Below are 20,015 nucleotides of genomic sequence, written 5' to 3'. Positions count from 1 at the left end.
CCCAAAAGACCTAGCTCTAATAATGCCTGGGATTTCGAGGGCTAGCTTGGGATGTTACTTTCGGCCCGGGCTGGATGCAATGCCACTGTCCTTAACACGTCAATGCATTCTCTGTCGCAGATAGGTCAATAACTTTTCAAAATGGGCTGGCATTGGGGCGATCGCCGTGATGGTTTCCCCGCTCACTGGATGAATGAGGGATAGTTGGTGGGCGTGGAGGGCCTGGCCGGGCAGATTAACATTGAGATTACCGGGGGAAGTGTAGAGGTTATCCCCCACCAAAGGGTGACCCATTTGTTTGCTATGGACCCGGATTTGATGGGTACGTCCCGTTTCCAGTCGAAATTCCAGCCAGCTATGGTTGCCCAACCGTTCCAATAACCGCCAATGGGTGACGGCACTCCTACCGCCTTTTTCGGGGGGCACAATGCCCATTTTTAGACGATCGCCTGGGTGACGACCGACAGGCAGCTCTACTGTACCCTGGGTTTCCCTCGGAGCTCCGTAGACAATGCCCCAATAAAGACGGCGGGCAGTTTTTTCTTTTAGTTGAGCCTGGAGATTATGCAGGGCTAATTCGGTTTTGGCAATCACCATGGCCCCGGTGGTGTCCTTATCCAGCCGGTGCACAATGCCGGGTCTTTGCACGCCGCCAATGCCGGCCAAGTCGGGACAATGGGCCAATAGAGCGTTAACCACAGTGCCGTCAGGATGGCCCGGGCCAGGGTGCACCACCAACCCCGCCGGTTTATTGATAATGATCAGCTGGTCATCTTCATACAAAATATCCAGGGGAATGGTCTGGGGCACCAGATCCAACGGCACCAACTCGGGAATATTGACCGAAAGGCGATCGCCCATTTTAAGAATCTGTTTTTTGTTTTGGCAAATCACCCCATTACACCACACCTGCCCTGACTCAATTAATTTCTGACAGCGGGCTCGGGATAACTGCGGTAAATTTTCCGCCAGCCATTTATCCAGGCGATCGCCATTGGCGGTGACCATCAACTCAGGAGAAACATCCCAATCCGAAACTTCTTCGATAATTTGCTCAACCATCTATTCTTCCGGGGTAAACTGTCCAGGCAAAGCATGGGGAATCAGAGCATCCAAGCTAATCATCTCCAACGCCGAAGCATGGGTGGCACTCAAATCCACCAACGGAGCCATGCCCGCATCTTTGGCTTCCTGCCAGCGGGCCGCACATAAACACCATTTATCCCCTGGTTTTAGCCCTGGAAATTGGTAAGCCGGTTGGGGCGTGGAAAGATCATTGCCCCGGGCTTTGGAAAATTCCAAAAATTCCGCTGTCACCTGGGCACAAACCACGTGGCGGCCAAAATCCGTCGGCCCCGTTTGGCAGTAACCATTGCGGTAAAACCCGGTTAAAGGCGACTTACAACAACATTTGAGGTCACCGCCCAACACGTTTTTATCCTGGGAATCCTGCATAGTAGCCATATCGTTAACCAAACAAAAATGAGAATGCTATTTAACAATCTTCACACCAAAACCATGGTAGTGCCGCCGCCAAAAAGATTAAAATGTTAATTTCGTTGTGGTGGTGAGCCCGACGATGATTTTCCGTGAACAACAGCAATGCTTAACCCAAACCTAGCAGAGATTGAACTCTCTCAAGACGACTACCAACGGTATTCCCGCCACATCATTCTGCCGGAGGTGGGCCTCGATGGCCAAAAACGCATCAAAGCCGCCAGTGTCCTCTGTATTGGTTCCGGGGGTCTAGGTTCTCCGTTACTGCTCTACCTGGCCGCGGCGGGGGTAGGACGGATCGGTTTAGTTGATTTTGACATTGTCGATACTTCCAATCTGCAACGGCAAATTATCCATGGCACTTCGTGGATTGGTAAGCCCAAAATTGAGTCCGCCAAGCACCGCATCCTAGAAATCAATCCCTTCTGTCAGGTAGACCTCTACGAAACCCAGATTTCTTCGGCCAACGCCCTGGATATCATTGCTCCCTACGACATTGTCATTGACGGAACGGATAATTTTCCCACCCGGTACCTCACCAACGATGCCTGTGTGTTGTTGAATAAGCCTAACGTTTACGGCTCCATTTTCCGGTTTGAAGGGCAAGCTACGGTGTTTAACTACCAGGGGGGGCCAAACTACCGTGACCTCTACCCAGAGCCGCCGCCGCCGGGCATGGTTCCTTCCTGTTCTGAGGGAGGGGTTTTAGGAGTGTTACCGGGCATTGTGGGTACGATTCAAGCCACGGAAGCTCTCAAGATTATGCTTGGTGCCCCCAACACCCTCAGTGGTCGCTTGCTGCTGTTCAACGCCTGGGAGATGAAATTCCGGGAACTGAAATTGCGCCCCAACCCTGTGCGGCCGGTAATCGAAAAATTAATTGATTACGAACAGTTTTGTGGCATTCCCCAAGCTAAAGCTGCTGAAGCCGCCGACGCCCAGGCACTGCCAGAAATGACTGTGACAGAGTTAAAAGCCTTGCTGGATAGTGATGCCGATGACTACGTTTTAATCGATGTGCGTAATCCCAATGAGTATGACATTGCCCGTATTCCAGGGGCGGTGTTGGTGCCTTTGCCCGATATTGAAGAAGGCCCCGGCATAGAAAAAGTGCGGGATTTGGTTAATGGTCACCGCTTAATTGCCCACTGCAAACTGGGGGGGCGATCTGCTAAAGCTTTGACTCTGCTTAAACAGGCTGGGATTGAAGGGATTAACGTTAAAGGGGGCATCACCGCTTGGAGTCAGGAAGTTGACCCCAGTGTCACCCAATATTAATTTTTTCCTTGGCCCATAATCCTGAATAATTTTGGCGATCGCCGTTTTCCTGATGGTGGAGATGGCGGTTGATTTTTTTATTGCATTTGCCCAATGGATTAGCTTGAAGTAAGCAAAAATACACCAACCGAAATCATTAAAGCGCCGGCTAGATAATTCATTATTTGCTTATTTTTCTTGCTGATCAATAGCCTTGATTGGTGGGCAAGAAAGGCATAAAACAGCTTCACTCCTCCCACCGAGAGCATTGCGGTTAAAATTATGACTGCGGTATCAAGATAGGCAATATTATTGACATCAACAAAAGTAGGTAAAAAGCCCAGATAAAAAATGACAGCTTTTTGATCTGCTAGAGTTATGAGCAATCCGGCAGAAAAACTTGAAGAGAGGGACTTGGCATCAACCTTGTCCAGGTTTTGGTTGTTAACTTTGGCTCGGATAGTGTTAATTCCCAGCCAAATTAAATAAATGCCACCGATATATTTAAGAACGACAAAGAAGTCGCCCATCGCCCCCTGTAAAAAAGCTAAGCCCCAGAGAGCGATGAGAATAAAAATAATATCGCCTAAAACAACACCAAGGGTGGCAAAAAAACCATGAATAAAACCACCGCTGGCACTTTTACTTGAAACAGTTAACACACTCAAGCTGGGAACGGCGGCCAAGATTAACATTGCCCCAAACAGACTGAATATGTTAGACCAACCCATGGCTAATAGTTTAAATAGCTTACTAAATAACCTAACGACTCCGGAGAATTTCCAAAGTCACATCCCCGTCAAAATCTGGAATGGGAGCTTGGCATTTAGTCAGGGCCACTTTGACTTGCTGGGTTTTACCCGTTCCCAAAATGGCATTGGCGATCGCCTCGGCTAGTTTCTCAATCATTTTAAACTTGGACTCTCGAATGAGTTTTTGTACGATCGCCACTGCATCAGCATAGTTAAGAGTATCGTTCAGATCATCGCTCTGCCCAGCCTTAGCCAAATCGATCCAGATGGTTAGATCAACCTCAAACCATTGCCCCAAGAACTGTTCCGCATCAAAGTAGCCGGTGTAACCATAGGCGCGAATGCCCTTAACGTTTAACGTATCCATAAATTGACTAAGTACCAACTAACTACCAGATATTGAACTAAGAACAACAGGTTCCCCAGCTAACCATGGTATGATCACCCAGTCAAAAATTGCCATAATTTTTCCTTGCCATGCCTCCCCAATTTCCCTTAGCTACGGTTGGTGCGCTGGTTACTGCCCCGGACGGCCGAGTTTTAATTGTCAAAACCACCAAATGGCGGGGTACCTGGGGGGTGCCGGGGGGAAAGGTGGAATGGGGAGAAACGCTAGAAACCGCCCTCAAACGGGAATTTCAAGAAGAAGTGGGGTTGGATCTGCTGGAAATAAAGTTTGCTTTGGTACAGGAAGCGGTGAATGACCAACAGTTCCATTGCCCAGCCCATTTTGTTTTATTAAACTACTATGCCCGTTCTGAATCCACTCAGGTGACTCCCAATGAAGAAATTATGGAATGGCAATGGGTCACCCCCCTGGAAGCATTTGATTTTCCCCTCAACAGTTTTACCAAGCTACTTTTGGAAGATTATCAACAACGTTTTATCTTAGTTTAATGGTTGCCAAAATTAATTTTTTGTCATTAATCAACGGAATGAAATGGATTAACAACCTAAGCTAATTAACAGTTAATTTTAAAATATTTTAATAATAAGCAAATCAAAAACTATGGCGGCTATCAACCCCGGCAATTGGACTTTACAAGAAAAAATTGGCCAATTAGTTGTGGTGCGGGCCTCAGGATTTTTGTTTGATCATCAAATTCGTTACCCTGCTTGGGAAGCGCCCAATCAAACCCTGAGAAATTGGTTATCTAACCTTAATTTGGGCGGAGTAATTCTCCTGGGAGGCAGTGGGGCAGAATTGGCTTTACGCACTGCTCAGTTACAAAGTTGGGCTTCTACGCCGTTACTTTTGGCCGCTGACATTGAGGAGGGGGTGGGGCAAAGATTTTCCGGTGCCACTTGGTTTCCACCGCCCATGACTTTGGGTAGCATTGCTGAGCAAAATTTAGACTTAGCTAAACAATATGCCAAGCAGATGGGGGAAGTAATTGCCCAGGAGGCCCTAGCGGTGGGTTTGAATTGGATTTTGGCCCCGATCGCCGATGTGAATAATAATCCTAACAATCCGGTAATTAATGTGCGGGCCTTTGGGGAAACCCCGGAGATTGTGGGGACTTTAGTGCGGGAATTTATTGCGGGAACCCAGCAATTTCCTGTTCTCACTTCTGCTAAACATTTCCCTGGCCATGGGGACACTAGCACCGATTCCCATCTACATTTGCCCGTCATTCCCCACACCATTGAGCGGCTAGAAACCCTGGAGATCCCTCCTTTTCAGCAGGCGATCGCCCAGGAGGTGGATAGTGTGATGACTGCCCACATTCTTGTGCCGGCCTGGGACGACAGCAATCCTGCAACTCTGTCCCCAGCTATTTTGACTGGACAGTTAAGACAAAAACTGGGTTTTGAGGGCATCATTGTCACCGATGCGCTGATTATGGGGGGCATTACCGAAATCGCTAGTCCTGGGGAAGTGGCTGTCCGGGCCCTAGAAGCGGGGGTTGATATTCTGCTAATGCCGGCGGATCCGGTACCAGTAATTGCGGCGATCGCCGAGGCGGTGGAATCGGGCCGCTTAACAGAGGAAAGAATTGAACAATCTTTGCAACGAGTGTTAACTGCCAAGGAAAAATTGGCCCCCGCCCCTGAGCCGAACAATTTCACCATTAATTTACAAACCGGCCCCGGCCGTGAATTGGTGGATCAGATTATCACTACGGCACTGCAAAGCGGCGGAGATTTGCCCATTGTCAACCTAGGCGATCAATCGGGAAAAAACTTAGTTATCGTGGATGATTTACTTGCCGCTGATTACCTCGACCGAGCTTGTCCTGCCTTAACTTGGCCTCTCCGGGGAGGATACAGCGCTCAAATTTTAACTGCCCATTTGTTGGAGCACTATCCCATGGGTCAATATCCCTTTGTACTGCAGGTATTTATCCGGGGCAATCCTTTCCGGGGTACTGCGGGGTTAACGCCCCTAACCCAAGCCTTGTATCGCCAATGTTTAGCCCAGCCATCCTTGCAAGGATTAATCGTCTACGGCAGTCCCTACGTTTTAGCTTGGTTCCAAAGCCAAATGGTAGAACTCTGTCCCCATTTACCCTGGGCCTTTTCCCATGGCCAAATGTCCCAAGCCCAGGCGATCGCCATTAGTCAATTATTCGGTTGGCAGGGTTTGTCTGACCAAAGTATCCAAAATGGGATTTTTACTACTTAATTTCCTGGGTAAGGCTCAAGACAGAGCATAACGCGCGTAATCGTTACAAGGAGACTCTTAAGGATTTGAGGTCACATCATCCAACGGTTCTGGCTGAACTTCGATAATTTCTTCCTCAATGACCCCTTCTTCTTCAATTGCCTCAACTATCTCCTCTGCTGTCTCCGGTTCCCCCACCTCTTCCTCGTCAAATTGTTGGGGCTCTGGGGATAATGGCGGGGTTAACTCAGAAGTTTTCTCCTCTATAACCCTCTCTGGGACAGGGTTCAAATCTGTCACAGGCTCCTCTGGATCAGCAAGGGGACCTTGGAGAACTTCTTCTACTATTAATTCCGTTTCTTCCACTTTTTCTTCCACTGCAATCTGATCATCGGGTTTAACTGATTCTGTTACCTCTGGCTGAATGGACGGTTCCGGCGCAGTTTCCACCAATTCCTCTGCTTTACCCACTTCCTCCAGAGGGTCAACTCCAAAGGGCAGATCTAAACCAACCAGGGTATAGGCCTCAGCCAAGGGGACATCCCCCCGCATTAAACGGGAAAAGGCATCCTGCCCATCGGGCTGATAATTAATCACCCGCACTGTGTTGTTAAAACGGTTAGCCACCAGGTTGCCCGCTTCGTCAATAAACTCCAACTTGAGCCAATTTTCCCCGGTCTCAAATCCTTCCAGGTAAATGGGTTGCCATTGATCCACCAGAAAACTTTCATCATTGACGGTGACCCGGATGCGCCAATCACTCAGGTCTGCATCATTTGCCACTGCGATGTGGAGGGGGGCATTGGTCAAATAGTAGTCTAAAAGAATTGGTTCAGCACCATAATCTCCCTTGGGACGGCTATAGGTTAGCAGGGGCAAGTCGGGGTTGGGGTTATTGCTGTCGGTTTTGGTGAGAACGTGGAAAGTAACTTGGGCATAGGCCCCATCGTTTTTGTAACTTTCATGCCAGGGGCGGACGGGGAAGGCCCGCAGGGTGTGGGTGCCCGGCTCCAAATTTTCTAGGACGATGGGTTGGTCTAGATTATAAATCGCTCGGTAGGGCTCGTTATCCAAAATCAAGTGGACGTGGGCTCGCAGGGGAACACTATCGTCTTCGTTCAGGGGAAGGTCTTGCGCCTGGAGTTGCACCGCCACTGTGGTCTTTTTAAGCACCGCATCGGGGGTGGGGGAGAGGATTTTTAGCTGGGGTTGGGATTGATTAAAGCTGGGGGCTAGGGCCTGCACGGTTTTTGGGGGAGGTACTTCCTGCAAGTTGCCCAACTGAACCGGTTCACTAGTTTGAACCAACGGGGGTGGAGGTGATGCCGATAAAGATTGACAGCCTCCCAAACCAATGGCGATCGCCAACAAAAATACCGTCAGAACTTTAGTCAGATAAGACCGATATCTTGGCCGGCAATTACCTTGATTCTGCCAATGGCGATCAAACACAGTGTTAAGCCTCCCTCCGGCGATTGTTGATCGGGGTTATTTTTCTAGCCAATATTTGCCAGCGGTCTCCTCATTTTCCACTTTGGGCAACCCCATGCTGTAATTCAAGACGCGACAGTCGAGATTGTAACTAACTTTCCCCTCCTGCAACAGGTCACGGATAAAATGCTCTAAATCTGAGCCAATGCGCCGTAAATTATAGTCGGTTAAATCTTCGCCACTGTAGGACTCCACCAACTCGTCAAAGCGGCGATAAACCTGTTGGAGAGCATCTTCATTCCAAACAAACTCGTTATCAGGGTCCACATCCATGGTCAAGACATTGTCACTGGGAATCAGTTCATTGCCTTGCACTTCAGCGGTAAAAATGCGGACGTGACGGGTAGTGGATTTGACAAGCATGGCAGTTAGCTAAGCCGTTGGGGATCACAGAGCATTGTAAACAAATTTCGCCAGGGGTGGGCACTAGGCTATCCCAGAACTTGTTGGCATAGTCCATAGCCCCCACATTATAGATAGATCCACAATTTCCCAGGTCGGCCACAGTTCAGGAGGAGAATTGCAATTGATGGGAGCCAGGATAAAACCCCAGCGCCATCGCCAACCTCAAAAATCACTGATTCGGGCAAAAATCAATAGTTTACAGTGGATTTCGGATTTAATGGCGTGTTACTTATAGTTCTTAACGCACTCTTCCACCAGAGGCAGTACTGCGTCCACATCTTTCCAACCAAGAATTTCCGTCACCTTTTTCTCCAGATTTTTGTAGGAGCGGAAAAACTCGGCAATTTCATCCAAGCGGTGCCCTGCCAAGTCATTGATGGATTTAACGTAGGTGTAGCGGGGATCTTTGGCGGGAACACAAAGAATTTTTTCGTCCCGATCGCCGCCGTCAATCATTTCCAACATACCGATGGGCCGGGCAGTAATCACACAACCGGGAAAAGTAGGTTGATCCATGATCACCATGCCGTCGAGGGGATCGCCGTCGTCAGCGAGGGTGTTGGGGATAAAACCGTAGTCGTAGGGATATTGCACAGAGGAATACAGTACCCGGTCGAGGGCAAAGCAATTCATGTCTTTGTCGAACTCGTATTTATTTTTGCTCCCTGCGGGAATTTCGATCAACACATTGATCAAACCGGCTTTGGGCTGGGCAGGAATACGACTTAGATCCACAATTTTTCTCCAACAAAATACAAAAGAGTCACAACAAAACGGGCTGGAAACCCGATCGCATTTTACTCGGTGGCCTCCCCCTGTACCTAGCCTTATCAAGGGGAATTTCCCTGAGCCGCTCCACGGGCCATAATTAGGGCGATCATTGTCTTATTTTTCTGTGCCCTGCCATGGTCCATTTACCCCTGCCATCGTTAGCCACCGCCCTAACAGTGCCCAAGCTGGGGGAGACCGATGGTATTTTCCTTTCCCTGGTGTTGCCCACCTATAACGAAGGAGAAAATATTCAGGCCATGGTAGTTACCTTGGTGGAACTGTTGGAACACCGTTGGTCTGAGCGGTATGAGTTGATTGTGGTGGACGATGACAGTCCTGATTTAACGTGGCAAAAGGCTTTGAAATTAAGCCAAACCTATCCCCAATTACGGGTAATCAGAAGAACAGAAGGACGGGGTTTATCCACGGCGGTGATTCGGGGTTGGCAAGCAGCTAGGGGAAATTTTTTAGGAGTTATTGATGCGGATTTACAGCATCCTCCCCAGGTATTGCTGGCCCTGTTAGCAGAAATGGAACGGGGGGCAGATTTGGCGGTGGCTAGTCGCCATCAATCGGGAGGGGGGGTCAGTCAATGGAGCTTGGTGCGGAGGCTACTTTCCCGGGGGGCCCAGATGCTAGGTTTATTAATTCTGCCAGAGGTAATTGGCCGTTTGTCGGATCCCATGAGTGGTTTTTTCATGGTGAGACGTCTGGCGATCGCTGATTGTCCCCTCAGTCCAGTGGGGTACAAAATCCTCATTGAAGTGGCGGCCCGGGGACGGATCCGTTGGTTAGCAGAAGTCGGTTACGTCTTTCAAGAACGGCGATCGGGACACAGTAAGGTCACCTGGCGGCAATATGTGGAGTATCTCCAGCATTTATGCAAACTGAGACTATCCCTTTCCTCCCGGTTTTTACAATTTTGCGCTGTGGGGTTAACCGGAGTGGCGGTGGATATGGGTATTTTATTTATCCTCACGGAACCATCCCTGGGGGATTTACCCCTGAGTCGCAGCAAGATCATCGCTGCCCAATTAGCTATCCTCAATAACTTTTTTTGGAACGACCGTTGGACTTTCCAAGATCTAACCCAGGGACAAAACAGTCCCTCGCAAGTGAGCAAACGTCTGCTCAAATTCAATCTGATCTGCTGGGCTGGCCTGGGCATTAACCTAGGGCTGTTGAACTTTTTCTTTAACTTTTCCCACTTCAACCGCTACCTAGCCAACGCCCTGGCGATCGCCCTGGTGACCATCTGGAACTTTTGGTTCAACCTCAAACTTAGTTGGCGAGTTACAGATGTTAATGCTCTCGGCCGGTGAAGTTCCATCAGGTCAACCGTTGCCACGGGGAAAGAGTTTGACTCTAAGACCCTAGAGCCTATTCGTCCGGTTCGATGGTGCTGGACAGCCCGTGACTGCGCAGGGTTTCACAGTAAAACTCAGCGTGCTCCAACTCACAAGTAATGACCAAAGACATACCGTTAACGTGGGCTTCCATCATAATGTCCACTGCTTGGGGCTGGGTCATGCCCGCTACCGTTTGGATCAAGGTCTGCACTACATGCTCCATGGAGTTGAAATCATCGTTGTGCAGTAAAACCCGGTAACGGGGGGCGTGCTTGCGGATTGTGCTATTGCTGGGCTTGTTTAAAACTTCGGTCGCCATCATTTACCTCCCTGGGCGAAAGTGGAGAGACTTCAGATTCTATTCTGCCATTTTGTTGGGGCACCGCTGCAGGCCGGCCCTTGGGTATTACCCTCAGCAATGATTAGACAATCTTATCGTCAAACCCCAGGAAGATTAATTCTTTCCATCTTTGCTTTCCCTGTCCTTAAAACTCCCTTAATACCTGGGATTCTAGCCTTTTCTTGATTTTGTAATTGCCAGGCCGACCGGCAGAAATACTCTGGGAGTAAACATAAGCGAAGATTATCTAATTAAGACCTAGCCATTTCATTGCTAATGCTTCCTTGTCAATTCAAGATTTTCCCGTAGTATCAGAACAGTTAAGTTTTCTGAAGTAGCTCGATCTGGATATAGCTGTCCCGATGGAGGCTTCATGAGGCAATCTCTCTACTGTTTTTTTGAGAAGAGGAAACATCTATGGCATCCTATACCGTTAAATTAATCACCCCCGATGGTGAAAGTTCCATCGAATGTTCTGACGATACCTATATCCTCGATGCTGCGGAAGAAGCTGGTCTAGACCTGCCCTATTCTTGCCGTGCTGGGGCTTGCTCCACCTGTGCCGGTAAGATCACCTCCGGTAGTGTTGACCAATCCGATCAGTCTTTCTTGGATGATGACCAGATTGAAGCTGGTTATGTTTTGACCTGTGTGGCCTATCCCACTTCTGATTGCGCCATTGAAACCCACAAAGAAGAAGACCTCTACTAAGGGTAAGGATGCTGGCCATGGGCTAGTGAGTTCGATAGTTTCATAATTGTCCACGGCAGGGTTTAAGCCCTGCTTTTTTGTCGTCCCCTGACAAATTCCAGTACGGCTTGGGCGGCCCGTTCACAAACCCCTGGTTCCCCAAGGGCTTCTCTGAGAGCTTGGTAATCCTGGGCAATGGTGGCTCGCCGATCGCCGTTGAACAGTAATTCCAAGCCTGCCTGGGTAATGTTGCTAGCGGTGGCCTGTTCCTGGAGTAGTTCCGGCATAATGGCCCGTTGGAGAACAATATTGGTGGGGGACACAAAAGGTAGATCAAATTTAAAAATCCGTCTGGCGATCGTCATAGTCAGAGGACTAACCCGATAAAGAATGACCTGGGGCACATTTAATAGAGCAATTTCCAGATTCACCGTTCCCGACTTGGTGATGGCCAAATCAGCGCAGGCGATCGCCGTTAAGGTTTCCTTGCCGTCCAACAGTTGAACCCTGAGATCGAATTCCTTCAGGGTTTGTTCTATCTGGGTTTGATAATCCCTGAGGGAAACGGGCAAAAGCAGCTTCACATTGGGTAATTGGCTCTGCAATTGTTGGGCAGCACCACAAATGGGCGGCAACAGGTAGCGCAGTTCCTGAATGCGGGAAGCGGGCAGGAGGGTAATCACCGTTTGGTTTTGGTCAATGCCCAACTTTTTACGAGCTTCCTCTCGACTGGGGGCTTCCTTGGTGATGCGGTCTAACAAGGGATGCCCCACCCAGGTGACGTCTAAACCTTGATTACGGAAAAATTCGGCCTCCCCTGGAAAGATGGCCAACAGGCGATCGGTTACAGCCATAATCTGGGTCGTTTCCCTTTTAGTGGGGGACCATACCCAAGCCTGGGGCGCAATATAGTACAAAATTGGCAAATCGGGATAGGTTTTCCGCAGATAGTTGGCGATAGTTAAATTAGGCCCCATGTAATCAATTAAGACCAACAAATCCACTGGATTAGTTTTGAGATATTTTTTAACCCGTTGTTGAATGCGCCAGGTGGGAATAATAAACCGTAGGGATTCGGTCAGCCCCACGGAACCGATCGCCGCCGTATTGGCTAGCAACGTCATACCCGCCGCCGCCATTTTCTCTCCCCCCAAACCCACCAGTTCGAGGTCTAAATTTTTCTTCTGGGCCTGTTGCTTTAACGCTGTGACCAACAGAGACCCCTGGAGATCTCCGGAGACCTCTCCCGTACTAATAAAAATTCTCATGGCAATAATGGGCACTAATTGGGTTGTTTGATGCCCACCACACTGGCGTTGAAGTTATAGTTTTTCCCCTCCAGTTCCAGTACCGTACCAATTTTCACCTTTTGTCCCCCCAGCACCATGCCCGTGGAGGTAACATCCCCCCGGCCCTTGAGGGTGAGGAGCATATCCCGACTGTAGTTAGACTCTGGTCGAGGATCCGGCAAAGATTTCACTGAACCATCTGGTTGAGGGATTGCCAGATTACGGGGCAGTTCTTGGACATTGACCACTTCCACCCGCCCTGCGGGTTGATTGCGGATAATGATGTTGGTTTTCTCCGCTTTAAACTCATCCAGCACCACCTGGGGGTCCAATACGTTTAACCCCCGGACAATGGCAGTTAATTCAATAGATGCGGCGTTAGCTTGGGCAATGATGCTTTTCCCCGAACTACCTGGCAAAACGAAAATGCCCACGGCTACCATAAGGATGATCAATGCGGCCCCCAGATCCAACAGGCTGATTATGCCGAAAATTCTGCCACGGGAATCGATGAGCTTCATGGGAAAATTGAAATGATTACTAAATGCTTTGCAGAAAAAATTGGGACTTTTGTCAAAATCGTTGCAATTCTATCATGGGGGACGACAGGGAAGTTTAGCCACGGTTTTCGGGAATACTCCCCTGGGAAATTATTAGGTTAGGTTTATTGCTATATTATTTCTTGAGGGCAATTTCTAATAAAAACTCGGGAGCAAAGTCAGCGCCATTGGGCCATTCTCTGGTTCGGCTAGTTAAAAGCATCTGTTGAAATAAACTTTTATCTTTCAACGGCTCAAAAATTTCTCCATGTAACTCTTGATCTAAATCGATAATTCCTTCTACGCCACTACTAAAACTTAGCTTTAATCGATAATCCTCCATATACTCCACAGAAGTGACATGTAACCAGACATTAGATTTATGGAAGAGGGGCAATTTTATTGAGCGGTTTTCCTTGGCGGGCATTTTCCCAGTTCTCCAATAATTCAGATTGGTGTAAATAGAGCCATTGCCAAGTTAAATTTAATTTAATTCTCTTTTGGACATTTGCCCACAGACTTCTCCGGTCTGAATCATTATAACTGCTTCATAATCTTGATATTCAGCGTTGATATGGGGTGGATTGCGATCATTATAGTTCTATAGTTCATGGTGATTTTAATGTTATAAAAGCTTAATAGGGTAGGCATATGCTCAAAGTTCCCAGTAAGTTTTTGGACTGATTGTGTAGTTAACAACTCATACTTTGCAAACTCTTCCCGTGGCAAGACAAAGGCTTTATGAACTGGAATTTTTGTCTTTTTCCAAAAAATCTATTGTTGGAGGGAGCTACCCTGGGCCGTAAGCCGCTACCATCGATAGAACAAAACTTAACATAGCAGTAAAAACTTTTAACGTATGGCAATGGCTTGGTTAATGGGGTTGGGTTTAGCCCTGGCTTCGGTGCTGTGGGTGGAACTGGTGCGGGACAGCTATCATGCCTTGGCCCATGTTTGGTCGCCGCTTTATCGTCTCCATGGTTGGCACCATCGGGTGTTTCGCTCAGATTTATCAGTGGTGAGCACGGAAATTTATCAAAAGGCCCATTGGTACAATGATGTGCCGGAAGCATTGGTAATGTTAGCTTTTGGCATTTGGCCTCCCTTATTAACCTGGATGTGGCAGAGTTTTGACCATTGGCCCCTAATTCTGGCTGCCAGCGCTGGGCAAATTTACACTTTGGGATTTTTGCTGTCGGCGATCGGCAGGGGGATGGGCTTACCCAATGCAGACGAAATTACGGATTTGACCCATCGCCCCGGGCCATTTTTAGCGCCGCCGGCCCCTTGGATAGTGAACCGCACTTACCACTGGCGGCACCATTTTGATGATCCCAATGCTTACTTCTGTGGAACCCTAACCCTGGTGGATAAAATGTTGGGCACTGCTTTGTCCCTCAAAGGAAAAAAAATTGCAGTTACCGGGGCTTCCGGTGGTTTTGGCCAGGCTCTTTTGCAGGAACTCCATCAACAGGGGGCTAAGGCGATCGCCCTTACTTCCTGTGGCCAACAGTTAACCGTTGCCGGAGCAGGCGAAACTATTCTAATCAGAACGGAACAATGGTGCATCGACCAGGAAGATCAACTCCAGGATTTGCTGGCGGAAATTGATATTTTGGTCATTAACCATGGAGTAAACGTTCACCAACGGCGGGATGGCCAAGCCATTGAGCAAGCCTACGCAGTTAATACCTTTTCCGCCCTGCGCCTGATGGAATTATTCCTAGCCACGGTGAAAACCAATCGAGACATTGCCACCAAAGAAATTTGGGTGAATACCTCCGAGGCGGAAGTTAATCCAGCTTTTAGCCCTTTGTATGAACTGAGTAAGCGGGCTTTAGGGGATCTGGTTACCCTAAAACGATTGGATTCCCCCTGTGTGATCCGCAAACTTATCCTGGGGCCGTTCAAAAGTAAACTCAATCCGGTGGGCATTATGAACGCATCCTGGGTGGCTCGACAAGTGGTGAAGGGAGTAAAAAGGGACAGCCGCAATATTATTGTCACCATCAACCCGATTACGTTCATTGCCTTTCCCATCAAGGAATTTTTTGTCTCCTTTTATTTCCGTTGCTTCAGTAAAAATTCCTAAACTGCTTTTGCCTACTGTTGCTACTTCTGCCGAGATCCATAGCTTAGTAATAGCAAAAAGAATGCCGTTCCCAAAAGATATTTCAAGCCATCAGGAATCCAGGGAGTGGGGGAAATAAACCCTTCAATGATGCCTGCAATAATCAGCAGGGGCACAATGCCAAATACCAATTGAGCTGCGGTGATCGCCTGTTGTTTGAGGGCGTAACTCCGACGATGGGGCCCTGGCCACAATAATCCCTTGGCAATGAGTAACCCCGCCGCCCCTGCCAGAAAAATTGCCGGTAATTCCAATGAGCCATGGGGAAGGACAAAACCCCAGAAGGGAATGGCAAGATTATGCTGAGCCACCAATGCGCCCACTGCCCCCAGCAATAAACCGTTGTAAAACAGGGCATAAATAGTCCATAGTCCCACCACTACCCCACCGGCCACCATACCAAAGGCGACGGAAAGGTTATTGATCATAATGCCGCTGGCCGCCACTGGCTTCATGGTTAAAATTGAGCCCATCCATAGCTGGCCCTTATCCCGAACGGTGCTGATTAAATCCGCCGGTACCACCAATTCCAAAAAAGTTGGATCCCGCCAGCTATACCACCAGGCAATCACACTGGCCAGGAAGAAAATACCAAAGGCCACCATGGTGTAACTAAAAGTTTGGCGTAACACCAACGGCAACTGCCAAAGATAGAACTGTGCGACCTTATTCCACTCTTGACGGCGATCTCCTTGGTAAATTTGACCGTAGGCCCTGGTAATGAGACTTTGGAGGTTTTGCCTCAAACGGGGATTGAGGTTATGGGTTTGGGCCCGGGCCAGGTCAGCGGAAGTAGCCCGGTATAAACTAGCCAACTGTTGAATATCCTCCGTGGGCAGGGACTTAATACCTTTGGTTTCCAGGCAGGTCAAAATTTGGTCAAGGGTCTGCCAATCTTGGTCACGGCGGGCAATCCAGCGACGAAAATCCATGGGGAAAAACCTAGAAAATAAACTATTTTTGCACTTATAGCAAAGGACGAGATAGTTAGGACAGTTCTCTCAACGCTATATCCAATGCAGAAATCAGCGATTCTCCATTACTAACAAGTTGGGAAACATAACGTTTTAGTCTCGCCCAGAACTTCTCAATTTTGTTCAAGTCTGGTGAATATGGTGGTAAAAATATAACCTCACACCCAGCTTTTGCTACCAATGCCTTTATTCTTTCTTTCGGATGAAAGCTTGCATTATCCATGATTAGTATCTGACCTGGTATTAACTCTGGTAATAACATTTCTTCTATCCACGTGCATACTACTTGAGCGTTACAGTATCCTTCAAATATCATTGGAGCTATTGTTGTTCCATTCCACCAACAACTTATTATGCTGACTCTCTTGGTTCTATGTCCTAATTTGCTCGCCTTTAATCTCTCTGATTTATGACAGTACCCATAGGGGTAGTCTAGAGTGTCATCTAGACCGGCTTGATCCATATAAATCAGTTTTTCTGCCGCATATTGCTTGATTTCATCTTCAAATGCCTTTCTCTCTTCCTCTTCTATTTCCCTGTAAATATAAGTTTTTTTTTCTAGTAAACCCTATTTTCTTTAGAGCCTTACTTATTCTTATTCTACTTACAGGCTCTGGCCATTTTTCTGCCATTTGTTTTTGCGTTAAATGACCGTTCTCCTCCGCAAATTCTCTGAATTTATCCAAATCATCTATTTTCGGTCGTGGACCACGCTCATAATCTCTCTTCGCGGCTACACTTCCTGTTTCTTTCTTCTTTTTTATCCATAGGTCTAAGGTGTTGCGACTAATGTTCAGTGTTCGGCAGACATGGCTTTTCTTCTCTCCTTTTTCTACTGCACTTACCGCTTTCTCTCTTAGATCTACACTGTAGGGGGCTGGCATCGCTTTTTTCCTAACTCTTTCCATACATTATGTCCTAATCTTAGCAATCTTTGCTATAGCCCTCTTCCGTCAGACTGAGGGAATTAAAATGGAGATAAAAGGCTGAAAAGCGCGGAGGGAGAATGACAAAGACAAGAGAGGCGAAAAAGACAGTACAGTGTGTAGACACATATAGTGAACTGTATAAAGATATATTTCCAGAAGTGAGGTCTTATGAGTCATTTAAATATATCATTGTGGGAATATTAAGTGATATAAAAAGAAAGAGTTTACCTGCAATAGCATCATCACTAGGATTGAAAAATGAACAGGGATTACTGCATTTCATGACAGATTCTCCTTGGGAATTAAAAGAATTAGAAAAAAGAAGATTAAATATTATCTTAGAAGTTTTAGAAGGAAGAGAAATAATAGTAATAATAGATGAAACAGGAGACCCCAAAAAAGGGAAAACAACAGATTATGTAAAAAGACAATATATTGGAAATTTAGGAAAAATAGAAAGCGGTATAGTGTCAGTAAATGCCTATGGTTACTGCAATGGAGTAACGTTTCCTCTAGAATCAAAAGTATTTAAACCAAAAGAAAGATTAAAAGAGGGAGATAAGTATAAAACAAAGCCGGAATTAGCAGTAGAGATAATAAAAGAACTAGAAGAAAGTGGTTTTAAAATAAAAAGAGTAGTGTCAGATAGCTTATATGGAGAAAGCCATAGCAATTTTATCAGTGCCGTAGAGGAATTAAAAATAGAATATGCAGTGGGAATCCGGAGCAATCATGGGGTCTGGCTTCCAAAGGAAGCTAAAGTAAGGGCAAATAAGTGGAGGAGGTTTGAACATATAAGATGGGATGGAAAACAGGAAGATAGGTATATCAGAGAAATAGTTTATGGCAAAAAAAACGCAATAAGATATTGGGAAATTAAAACAGAAACAGAAAAAGAGGAGGAAAAAGCAGGATGGTTTGTAATGACTCGAATACCAGATATTAAATATAAAGAAGTTGGCAGAATATATGGGGTAAGGTCATGGATAGAATATGGATTTAAGCAATGCAAAAGTGAATTAGGATGGGCAGATTTTAGGGTAACTCATTATGAGCAAATTCAAAAATGGTGGGAATTAGTGATGTGTGCATATTGTATGATTTGTTTTTATGATGAGAATTTTAATCCGACTCTAAATTCAACGTCAAAGTATCATCAAAAGCATGAAAAATGGGATAAAGAAGAAGGGTGGAAAAAATGGCTAAACAACCTACGATTAGTGATCTCTGTATTTAATGCAATAAATCTTATCAAAAAGTGGTTAAAAGTATTTCCATTTGCCCATGTTTTGGATGAGTTAACTAAACTTTACAACAAGGTTGATAAGCTAGATCGATTAAAGTATTTGCTAAATTCATGGAATACATTCTATTCTTCTTCTGCCTAGATTGATGAAAGAGGGATAGTTCCAGCCCTTGACCTCCCCGCTGGACGGTGGAGATTTACCCTGGGCGGATGTCACTCCCCGAAAATATCGCAAGCAATCGTTAGAATGGAGGGCAATGTCTAGTTTTCCTGACTACATCACAGGTCACCTATGCCCCAATTTCCGTGGAAAGATAACGATGCCGATTTGTCTCCCCTGGAGGCCTTCCTAGCAGAATGGGACGATCCCGAGGCTGAGGAGGAGGATTTTCGGAACGATTTTTTCCGGGGATCGGAAGGACGGCGCAAAAAGGCCGCAGTGGTGCTCATGGCCATTTGGACCTTGGTGATTACCCTCCATTATTGGGTTTGGGGTAGTTGGTTAGTGTGGGCCTTCACCGGTGCTCTCTCTTTGCAAGCCCTCAGGTTAATGAAGGCAACTCCCGAAGATGTTCCCCCCATGGTGACTGGGGCAGAATCGGCAGTGCATTATCCCCAGGTTTGTTTGATGGTGGCGGCGAAAAATGAAGAAGCGGTGATCGGCAAAATTGTTCGGCAGTTATGCACCTTGGAATATCCCGGCGATCGCCATGAAGTTTGGATTGTGGACGACAACAGCACTGATCGCACTCCGGTTATCCTTGATCAACTGCGCCAGCAATACCCCCAGTTACAAGTGCTGAGAAGGGGCGCTGGGGCCAGTGGCGGCAAATCTGGAGCTTTAAACGAAGTCCTAGCCCAAACCCAGGGGGACATCATTGGGGTATTTGATGCCGATGCCGATGTGCCCAAGGATTTGCTGCGGCGGGTGGTACCTTATTTTGCCAGTCCCACCTTTGGGGCCCTCCAGGTACGGAAGGCGATCGCCAATGAAGGGGTCAATTTTTGGACCAGGGGCCAAGGGGCGGAAATGGCCCTGGATGCCTATTTCCAAGAACAAAGAATTGTTACCGGCGGCATTGGAGAGCTGCGGGGGAATGGCCAATTTGTGGCCCGCCAAGCCTTGGATGCGGTAGGTGGCTGGAATGAACAAACCATTACCGATGACCTAGACTTGACCATCCGCCTACACCTCCACCAATGGAAAGTTGGTATTTTGGTCAATCCCCCGGTGGAAGAAGAAGGGGTCACCACGGCGATCGCCCTTTGGCACCAACGCAATCGCTGGGCGGAAGGGGGTTACCAGCGTTACCTGGATTACTGGCGCTGGATTTGCACCCAACCCCTGGGCTGGAAGAAAAAATTAGACCTCTTTTCCTTTCTGTTGATGCAATATCTTTTGCCCACCGCCGCCGTACCGGATTTACTCATGGCCCTGTGGCAAAGACGTTTTCCCCTGCTCACTCCCCTCAGTTATCTGGCGATCGGCTTTTCCTGCTGGGGGATGTACCATGGACTGCGACGTTTAACTCCCAGTGAAGGCCAGTCTTCCTGGCAACAGATCCCGACCCTGCTTGCCCGCACCATTGGCGGTACCATTTACATGTTCCACTGGTTGATCATCATGCCCGCCGTCACTGCCCGCATGGCCTTCCGACCAAAGCGTCTCAAGTGGGTAAAAACTGTCCACGGCGCTGCTACGGAAGATGCCCTCGAGCTAAAGCAAAGCTAAGGAACAAGCAAATTTTCG

Annotated in this window: 22 protein-coding genes and 1 pseudogene; 8 read left to right on the top strand and 15 right to left on the bottom strand. The window is 47.5% G+C overall.

Going from position 1 to position 20,015, the window contains the following annotated elements; translation table 11 throughout:
- Nucleotides 1–99: 99 nt before the first annotated feature.
- Nucleotides 100–1,062 carry an RluA family pseudouridine synthase gene (locus IQE94_RS08180; protein WP_212717354.1) on the bottom strand — a complete coding sequence of 321 codons (963 nt, stop codon included), beginning with the start codon at nucleotides 1,060–1,062 and terminating at the stop codon, nucleotides 100–102.
- Nucleotides 1,063–1,464, bottom strand: a complete 402-nt coding sequence (locus tag IQE94_RS08175) for a DUF2237 family protein (protein WP_212717353.1) — start codon at nucleotides 1,462–1,464, stop codon at nucleotides 1,063–1,065.
- Nucleotides 1,465–1,602: 138 nt separating this feature from the next.
- Between IQE94_RS08175 and moeB the strand changes: the two genes are divergently transcribed.
- Nucleotides 1,603–2,775, top strand: a complete 1,173-nt coding sequence (gene moeB, locus IQE94_RS08170; RefSeq protein WP_212717352.1) for a molybdopterin-synthase adenylyltransferase MoeB — start codon at nucleotides 1,603–1,605, stop codon at nucleotides 2,773–2,775.
- Between the two features lie 98 nt (nucleotides 2,776–2,873).
- Here the strand turns inward: moeB and IQE94_RS08165 are convergent, their stop codons facing one another.
- Together IQE94_RS08165 and folB are read right to left on the bottom strand one after the other, a co-directional pair.
- Entirely contained in the window at nucleotides 2,874–3,485 is a 612-nt protein-coding gene (locus IQE94_RS08165; protein ID WP_212717351.1) for a LysE family translocator, read from the bottom strand.
- A 31-nt stretch (nucleotides 3,486–3,516) separates the two neighbouring features.
- Nucleotides 3,517–3,873, bottom strand: a complete 357-nt coding sequence (gene folB / locus IQE94_RS08160; protein WP_212717349.1) for a dihydroneopterin aldolase — start codon at nucleotides 3,871–3,873, stop codon at nucleotides 3,517–3,519.
- 110 nt (nucleotides 3,874–3,983) lie between these two features.
- Between folB and IQE94_RS08155 the strand changes: the two genes are divergently transcribed.
- Both IQE94_RS08155 and IQE94_RS08150 read left to right on the top strand, forming a co-directional pair.
- The gene (locus IQE94_RS08155) at nucleotides 3,984–4,403 is read left to right on the top strand and encodes an NUDIX domain-containing protein (protein ID WP_194015985.1); all 420 of its coding nucleotides are present in this window, start codon (nucleotides 3,984–3,986) and stop codon (nucleotides 4,401–4,403) included.
- Nucleotides 4,404–4,515: 112 nt separating this feature from the next.
- Nucleotides 4,516–6,132, top strand: coding sequence for a glycoside hydrolase family 3 N-terminal domain-containing protein (locus IQE94_RS08150; RefSeq protein ID WP_212717347.1), 1,617 nt, complete (start codon nucleotides 4,516–4,518; stop codon nucleotides 6,130–6,132).
- Between the two features lie 57 nt (nucleotides 6,133–6,189).
- Here the strand turns inward: IQE94_RS08150 and IQE94_RS08145 are convergent, their stop codons facing one another.
- From IQE94_RS08145 to IQE94_RS08135, 3 genes are all read right to left on the bottom strand, one after another.
- Nucleotides 6,190–7,563 (bottom strand): hypothetical protein, encoded by a 1,374-nt coding sequence (locus tag IQE94_RS08145; protein ID WP_212717345.1) that lies wholly within the window; start codon nucleotides 7,561–7,563, stop codon nucleotides 6,190–6,192.
- 36 nt (nucleotides 7,564–7,599) lie between these two features.
- Nucleotides 7,600–7,965, bottom strand: coding sequence for an NAD(P)H-quinone oxidoreductase subunit M (locus IQE94_RS08140; RefSeq protein WP_212717343.1), 366 nt, complete (start codon nucleotides 7,963–7,965; stop codon nucleotides 7,600–7,602).
- Nucleotides 7,966–8,232: 267 nt separating this feature from the next.
- A complete protein-coding gene (locus IQE94_RS08135) occupies nucleotides 8,233–8,742 on the bottom strand; it encodes an inorganic diphosphatase (RefSeq protein ID WP_014407118.1) in 510 nt (169 codons plus the stop codon).
- 170 nt (nucleotides 8,743–8,912) lie between these two features.
- Here IQE94_RS08135 and IQE94_RS08130 point away from each other — a divergent pair, with 170 nt between their 5' ends.
- On the top strand, nucleotides 8,913–10,100 hold the full coding sequence (locus IQE94_RS08130; RefSeq protein ID WP_223343110.1) for a glycosyltransferase: 1,188 nt from the start codon (nucleotides 8,913–8,915) through the stop codon (nucleotides 10,098–10,100).
- Nucleotides 10,101–10,158: 58 nt separating this feature from the next.
- Here the strand turns inward: IQE94_RS08130 and clpS are convergent, their stop codons facing one another.
- The gene (gene clpS / locus IQE94_RS08125; protein WP_028947369.1) at nucleotides 10,159–10,446 is read right to left on the bottom strand and encodes an ATP-dependent Clp protease adapter ClpS; all 288 of its coding nucleotides are present in this window, start codon (nucleotides 10,444–10,446) and stop codon (nucleotides 10,159–10,161) included.
- 438 nt (nucleotides 10,447–10,884) lie between these two features.
- Here clpS and petF1 point away from each other — a divergent pair, with 438 nt between their 5' ends.
- Nucleotides 10,885–11,178: a ferredoxin PetF1 gene (petF1, locus tag IQE94_RS08120; RefSeq protein WP_194015991.1), complete on the top strand. Its 294-nt coding sequence runs from the start codon at nucleotides 10,885–10,887 to the stop codon at nucleotides 11,176–11,178.
- A gap of 62 nt (nucleotides 11,179–11,240) precedes the next feature.
- On the opposite strand, the gene lpxB is transcribed toward petF1, so the two are convergent.
- The 4 genes and pseudogenes from lpxB to IQE94_RS18850 all read right to left on the bottom strand — a co-directional run.
- Nucleotides 11,241–12,425, bottom strand: coding sequence for a lipid-A-disaccharide synthase (gene lpxB / locus IQE94_RS08115; protein ID WP_212717339.1), 1,185 nt, complete (start codon nucleotides 12,423–12,425; stop codon nucleotides 11,241–11,243).
- 14 nt (nucleotides 12,426–12,439) lie between these two features.
- Nucleotides 12,440–12,967, bottom strand: a complete 528-nt coding sequence (locus tag IQE94_RS08110) for a DUF4330 domain-containing protein (RefSeq protein ID WP_212717337.1) — start codon at nucleotides 12,965–12,967, stop codon at nucleotides 12,440–12,442.
- 154 nt (nucleotides 12,968–13,121) lie between these two features.
- Entirely contained in the window at nucleotides 13,122–13,412 is a 291-nt protein-coding gene (locus IQE94_RS08105; RefSeq protein ID WP_212717335.1) for a DUF2442 domain-containing protein, read from the bottom strand.
- Between the two features lie 57 nt (nucleotides 13,413–13,469).
- Nucleotides 13,470–13,568, bottom strand: a pseudogene (locus tag IQE94_RS18850) (DUF4160 domain-containing protein); the annotation flags it as partial.
- A 276-nt stretch (nucleotides 13,569–13,844) separates the two neighbouring features.
- Between IQE94_RS18850 and IQE94_RS08095 the strand changes: the two are divergent.
- Nucleotides 13,845–15,077 carry a bifunctional sterol desaturase/short chain dehydrogenase gene (locus IQE94_RS08095; RefSeq protein WP_212717334.1) on the top strand — a complete coding sequence of 411 codons (1,233 nt, stop codon included), beginning with the start codon at nucleotides 13,845–13,847 and terminating at the stop codon, nucleotides 15,075–15,077.
- A gap of 20 nt (nucleotides 15,078–15,097) precedes the next feature.
- Here the strand turns inward: IQE94_RS08095 and IQE94_RS08090 are convergent, their stop codons facing one another.
- Genes IQE94_RS08090 through IQE94_RS08080 form a run of 3 tightly spaced genes read right to left on the bottom strand, consistent with a single transcriptional unit; the run spans nucleotide 15,098 to nucleotide 16,998 of the window.
- Nucleotides 15,098–16,048 carry a stage II sporulation protein M gene (locus IQE94_RS08090; RefSeq protein WP_212717331.1) on the bottom strand — a complete coding sequence of 317 codons (951 nt, stop codon included), beginning with the start codon at nucleotides 16,046–16,048 and terminating at the stop codon, nucleotides 15,098–15,100.
- Nucleotides 16,049–16,103: 55 nt separating this feature from the next.
- Nucleotides 16,104–16,586 carry an IS630 family transposase gene (locus IQE94_RS08085; RefSeq protein WP_249214025.1) on the bottom strand — a complete coding sequence of 161 codons (483 nt, stop codon included), beginning with the start codon at nucleotides 16,584–16,586 and terminating at the stop codon, nucleotides 16,104–16,106.
- Nucleotides 16,587–16,593: 7 nt separating this feature from the next.
- A complete protein-coding gene (locus tag IQE94_RS08080) occupies nucleotides 16,594–16,998 on the bottom strand; it encodes an IS630 transposase-related protein (protein WP_223341982.1) in 405 nt (134 codons plus the stop codon).
- A 98-nt stretch (nucleotides 16,999–17,096) separates the two neighbouring features.
- On the opposite strand from IQE94_RS08080, the gene IQE94_RS08075 reads away from it, so the two are divergent.
- Both IQE94_RS08075 and IQE94_RS08070 read left to right on the top strand, forming a co-directional pair.
- Nucleotides 17,097–18,407 (top strand): IS701 family transposase, encoded by a 1,311-nt coding sequence (locus IQE94_RS08075; RefSeq protein WP_223341782.1) that lies wholly within the window; start codon nucleotides 17,097–17,099, stop codon nucleotides 18,405–18,407.
- Between the two features lie 150 nt (nucleotides 18,408–18,557).
- Nucleotides 18,558–19,997, top strand: a complete 1,440-nt coding sequence (locus IQE94_RS08070) for a glycosyltransferase family 2 protein (RefSeq protein ID WP_223343107.1) — start codon at nucleotides 18,558–18,560, stop codon at nucleotides 19,995–19,997.
- The last annotated feature ends 18 nt before the right edge of the window (nucleotides 19,998–20,015 follow it).

This window comes from Synechocystis sp. PCC 7339 (assembly GCF_019924095.1).
Classification (GTDB): Bacteria; Cyanobacteriota; Cyanobacteriia; order Cyanobacteriales; family Microcystaceae; genus Synechocystis.
This window is presented reverse-complemented; position numbering and strand designations above follow the sequence as displayed.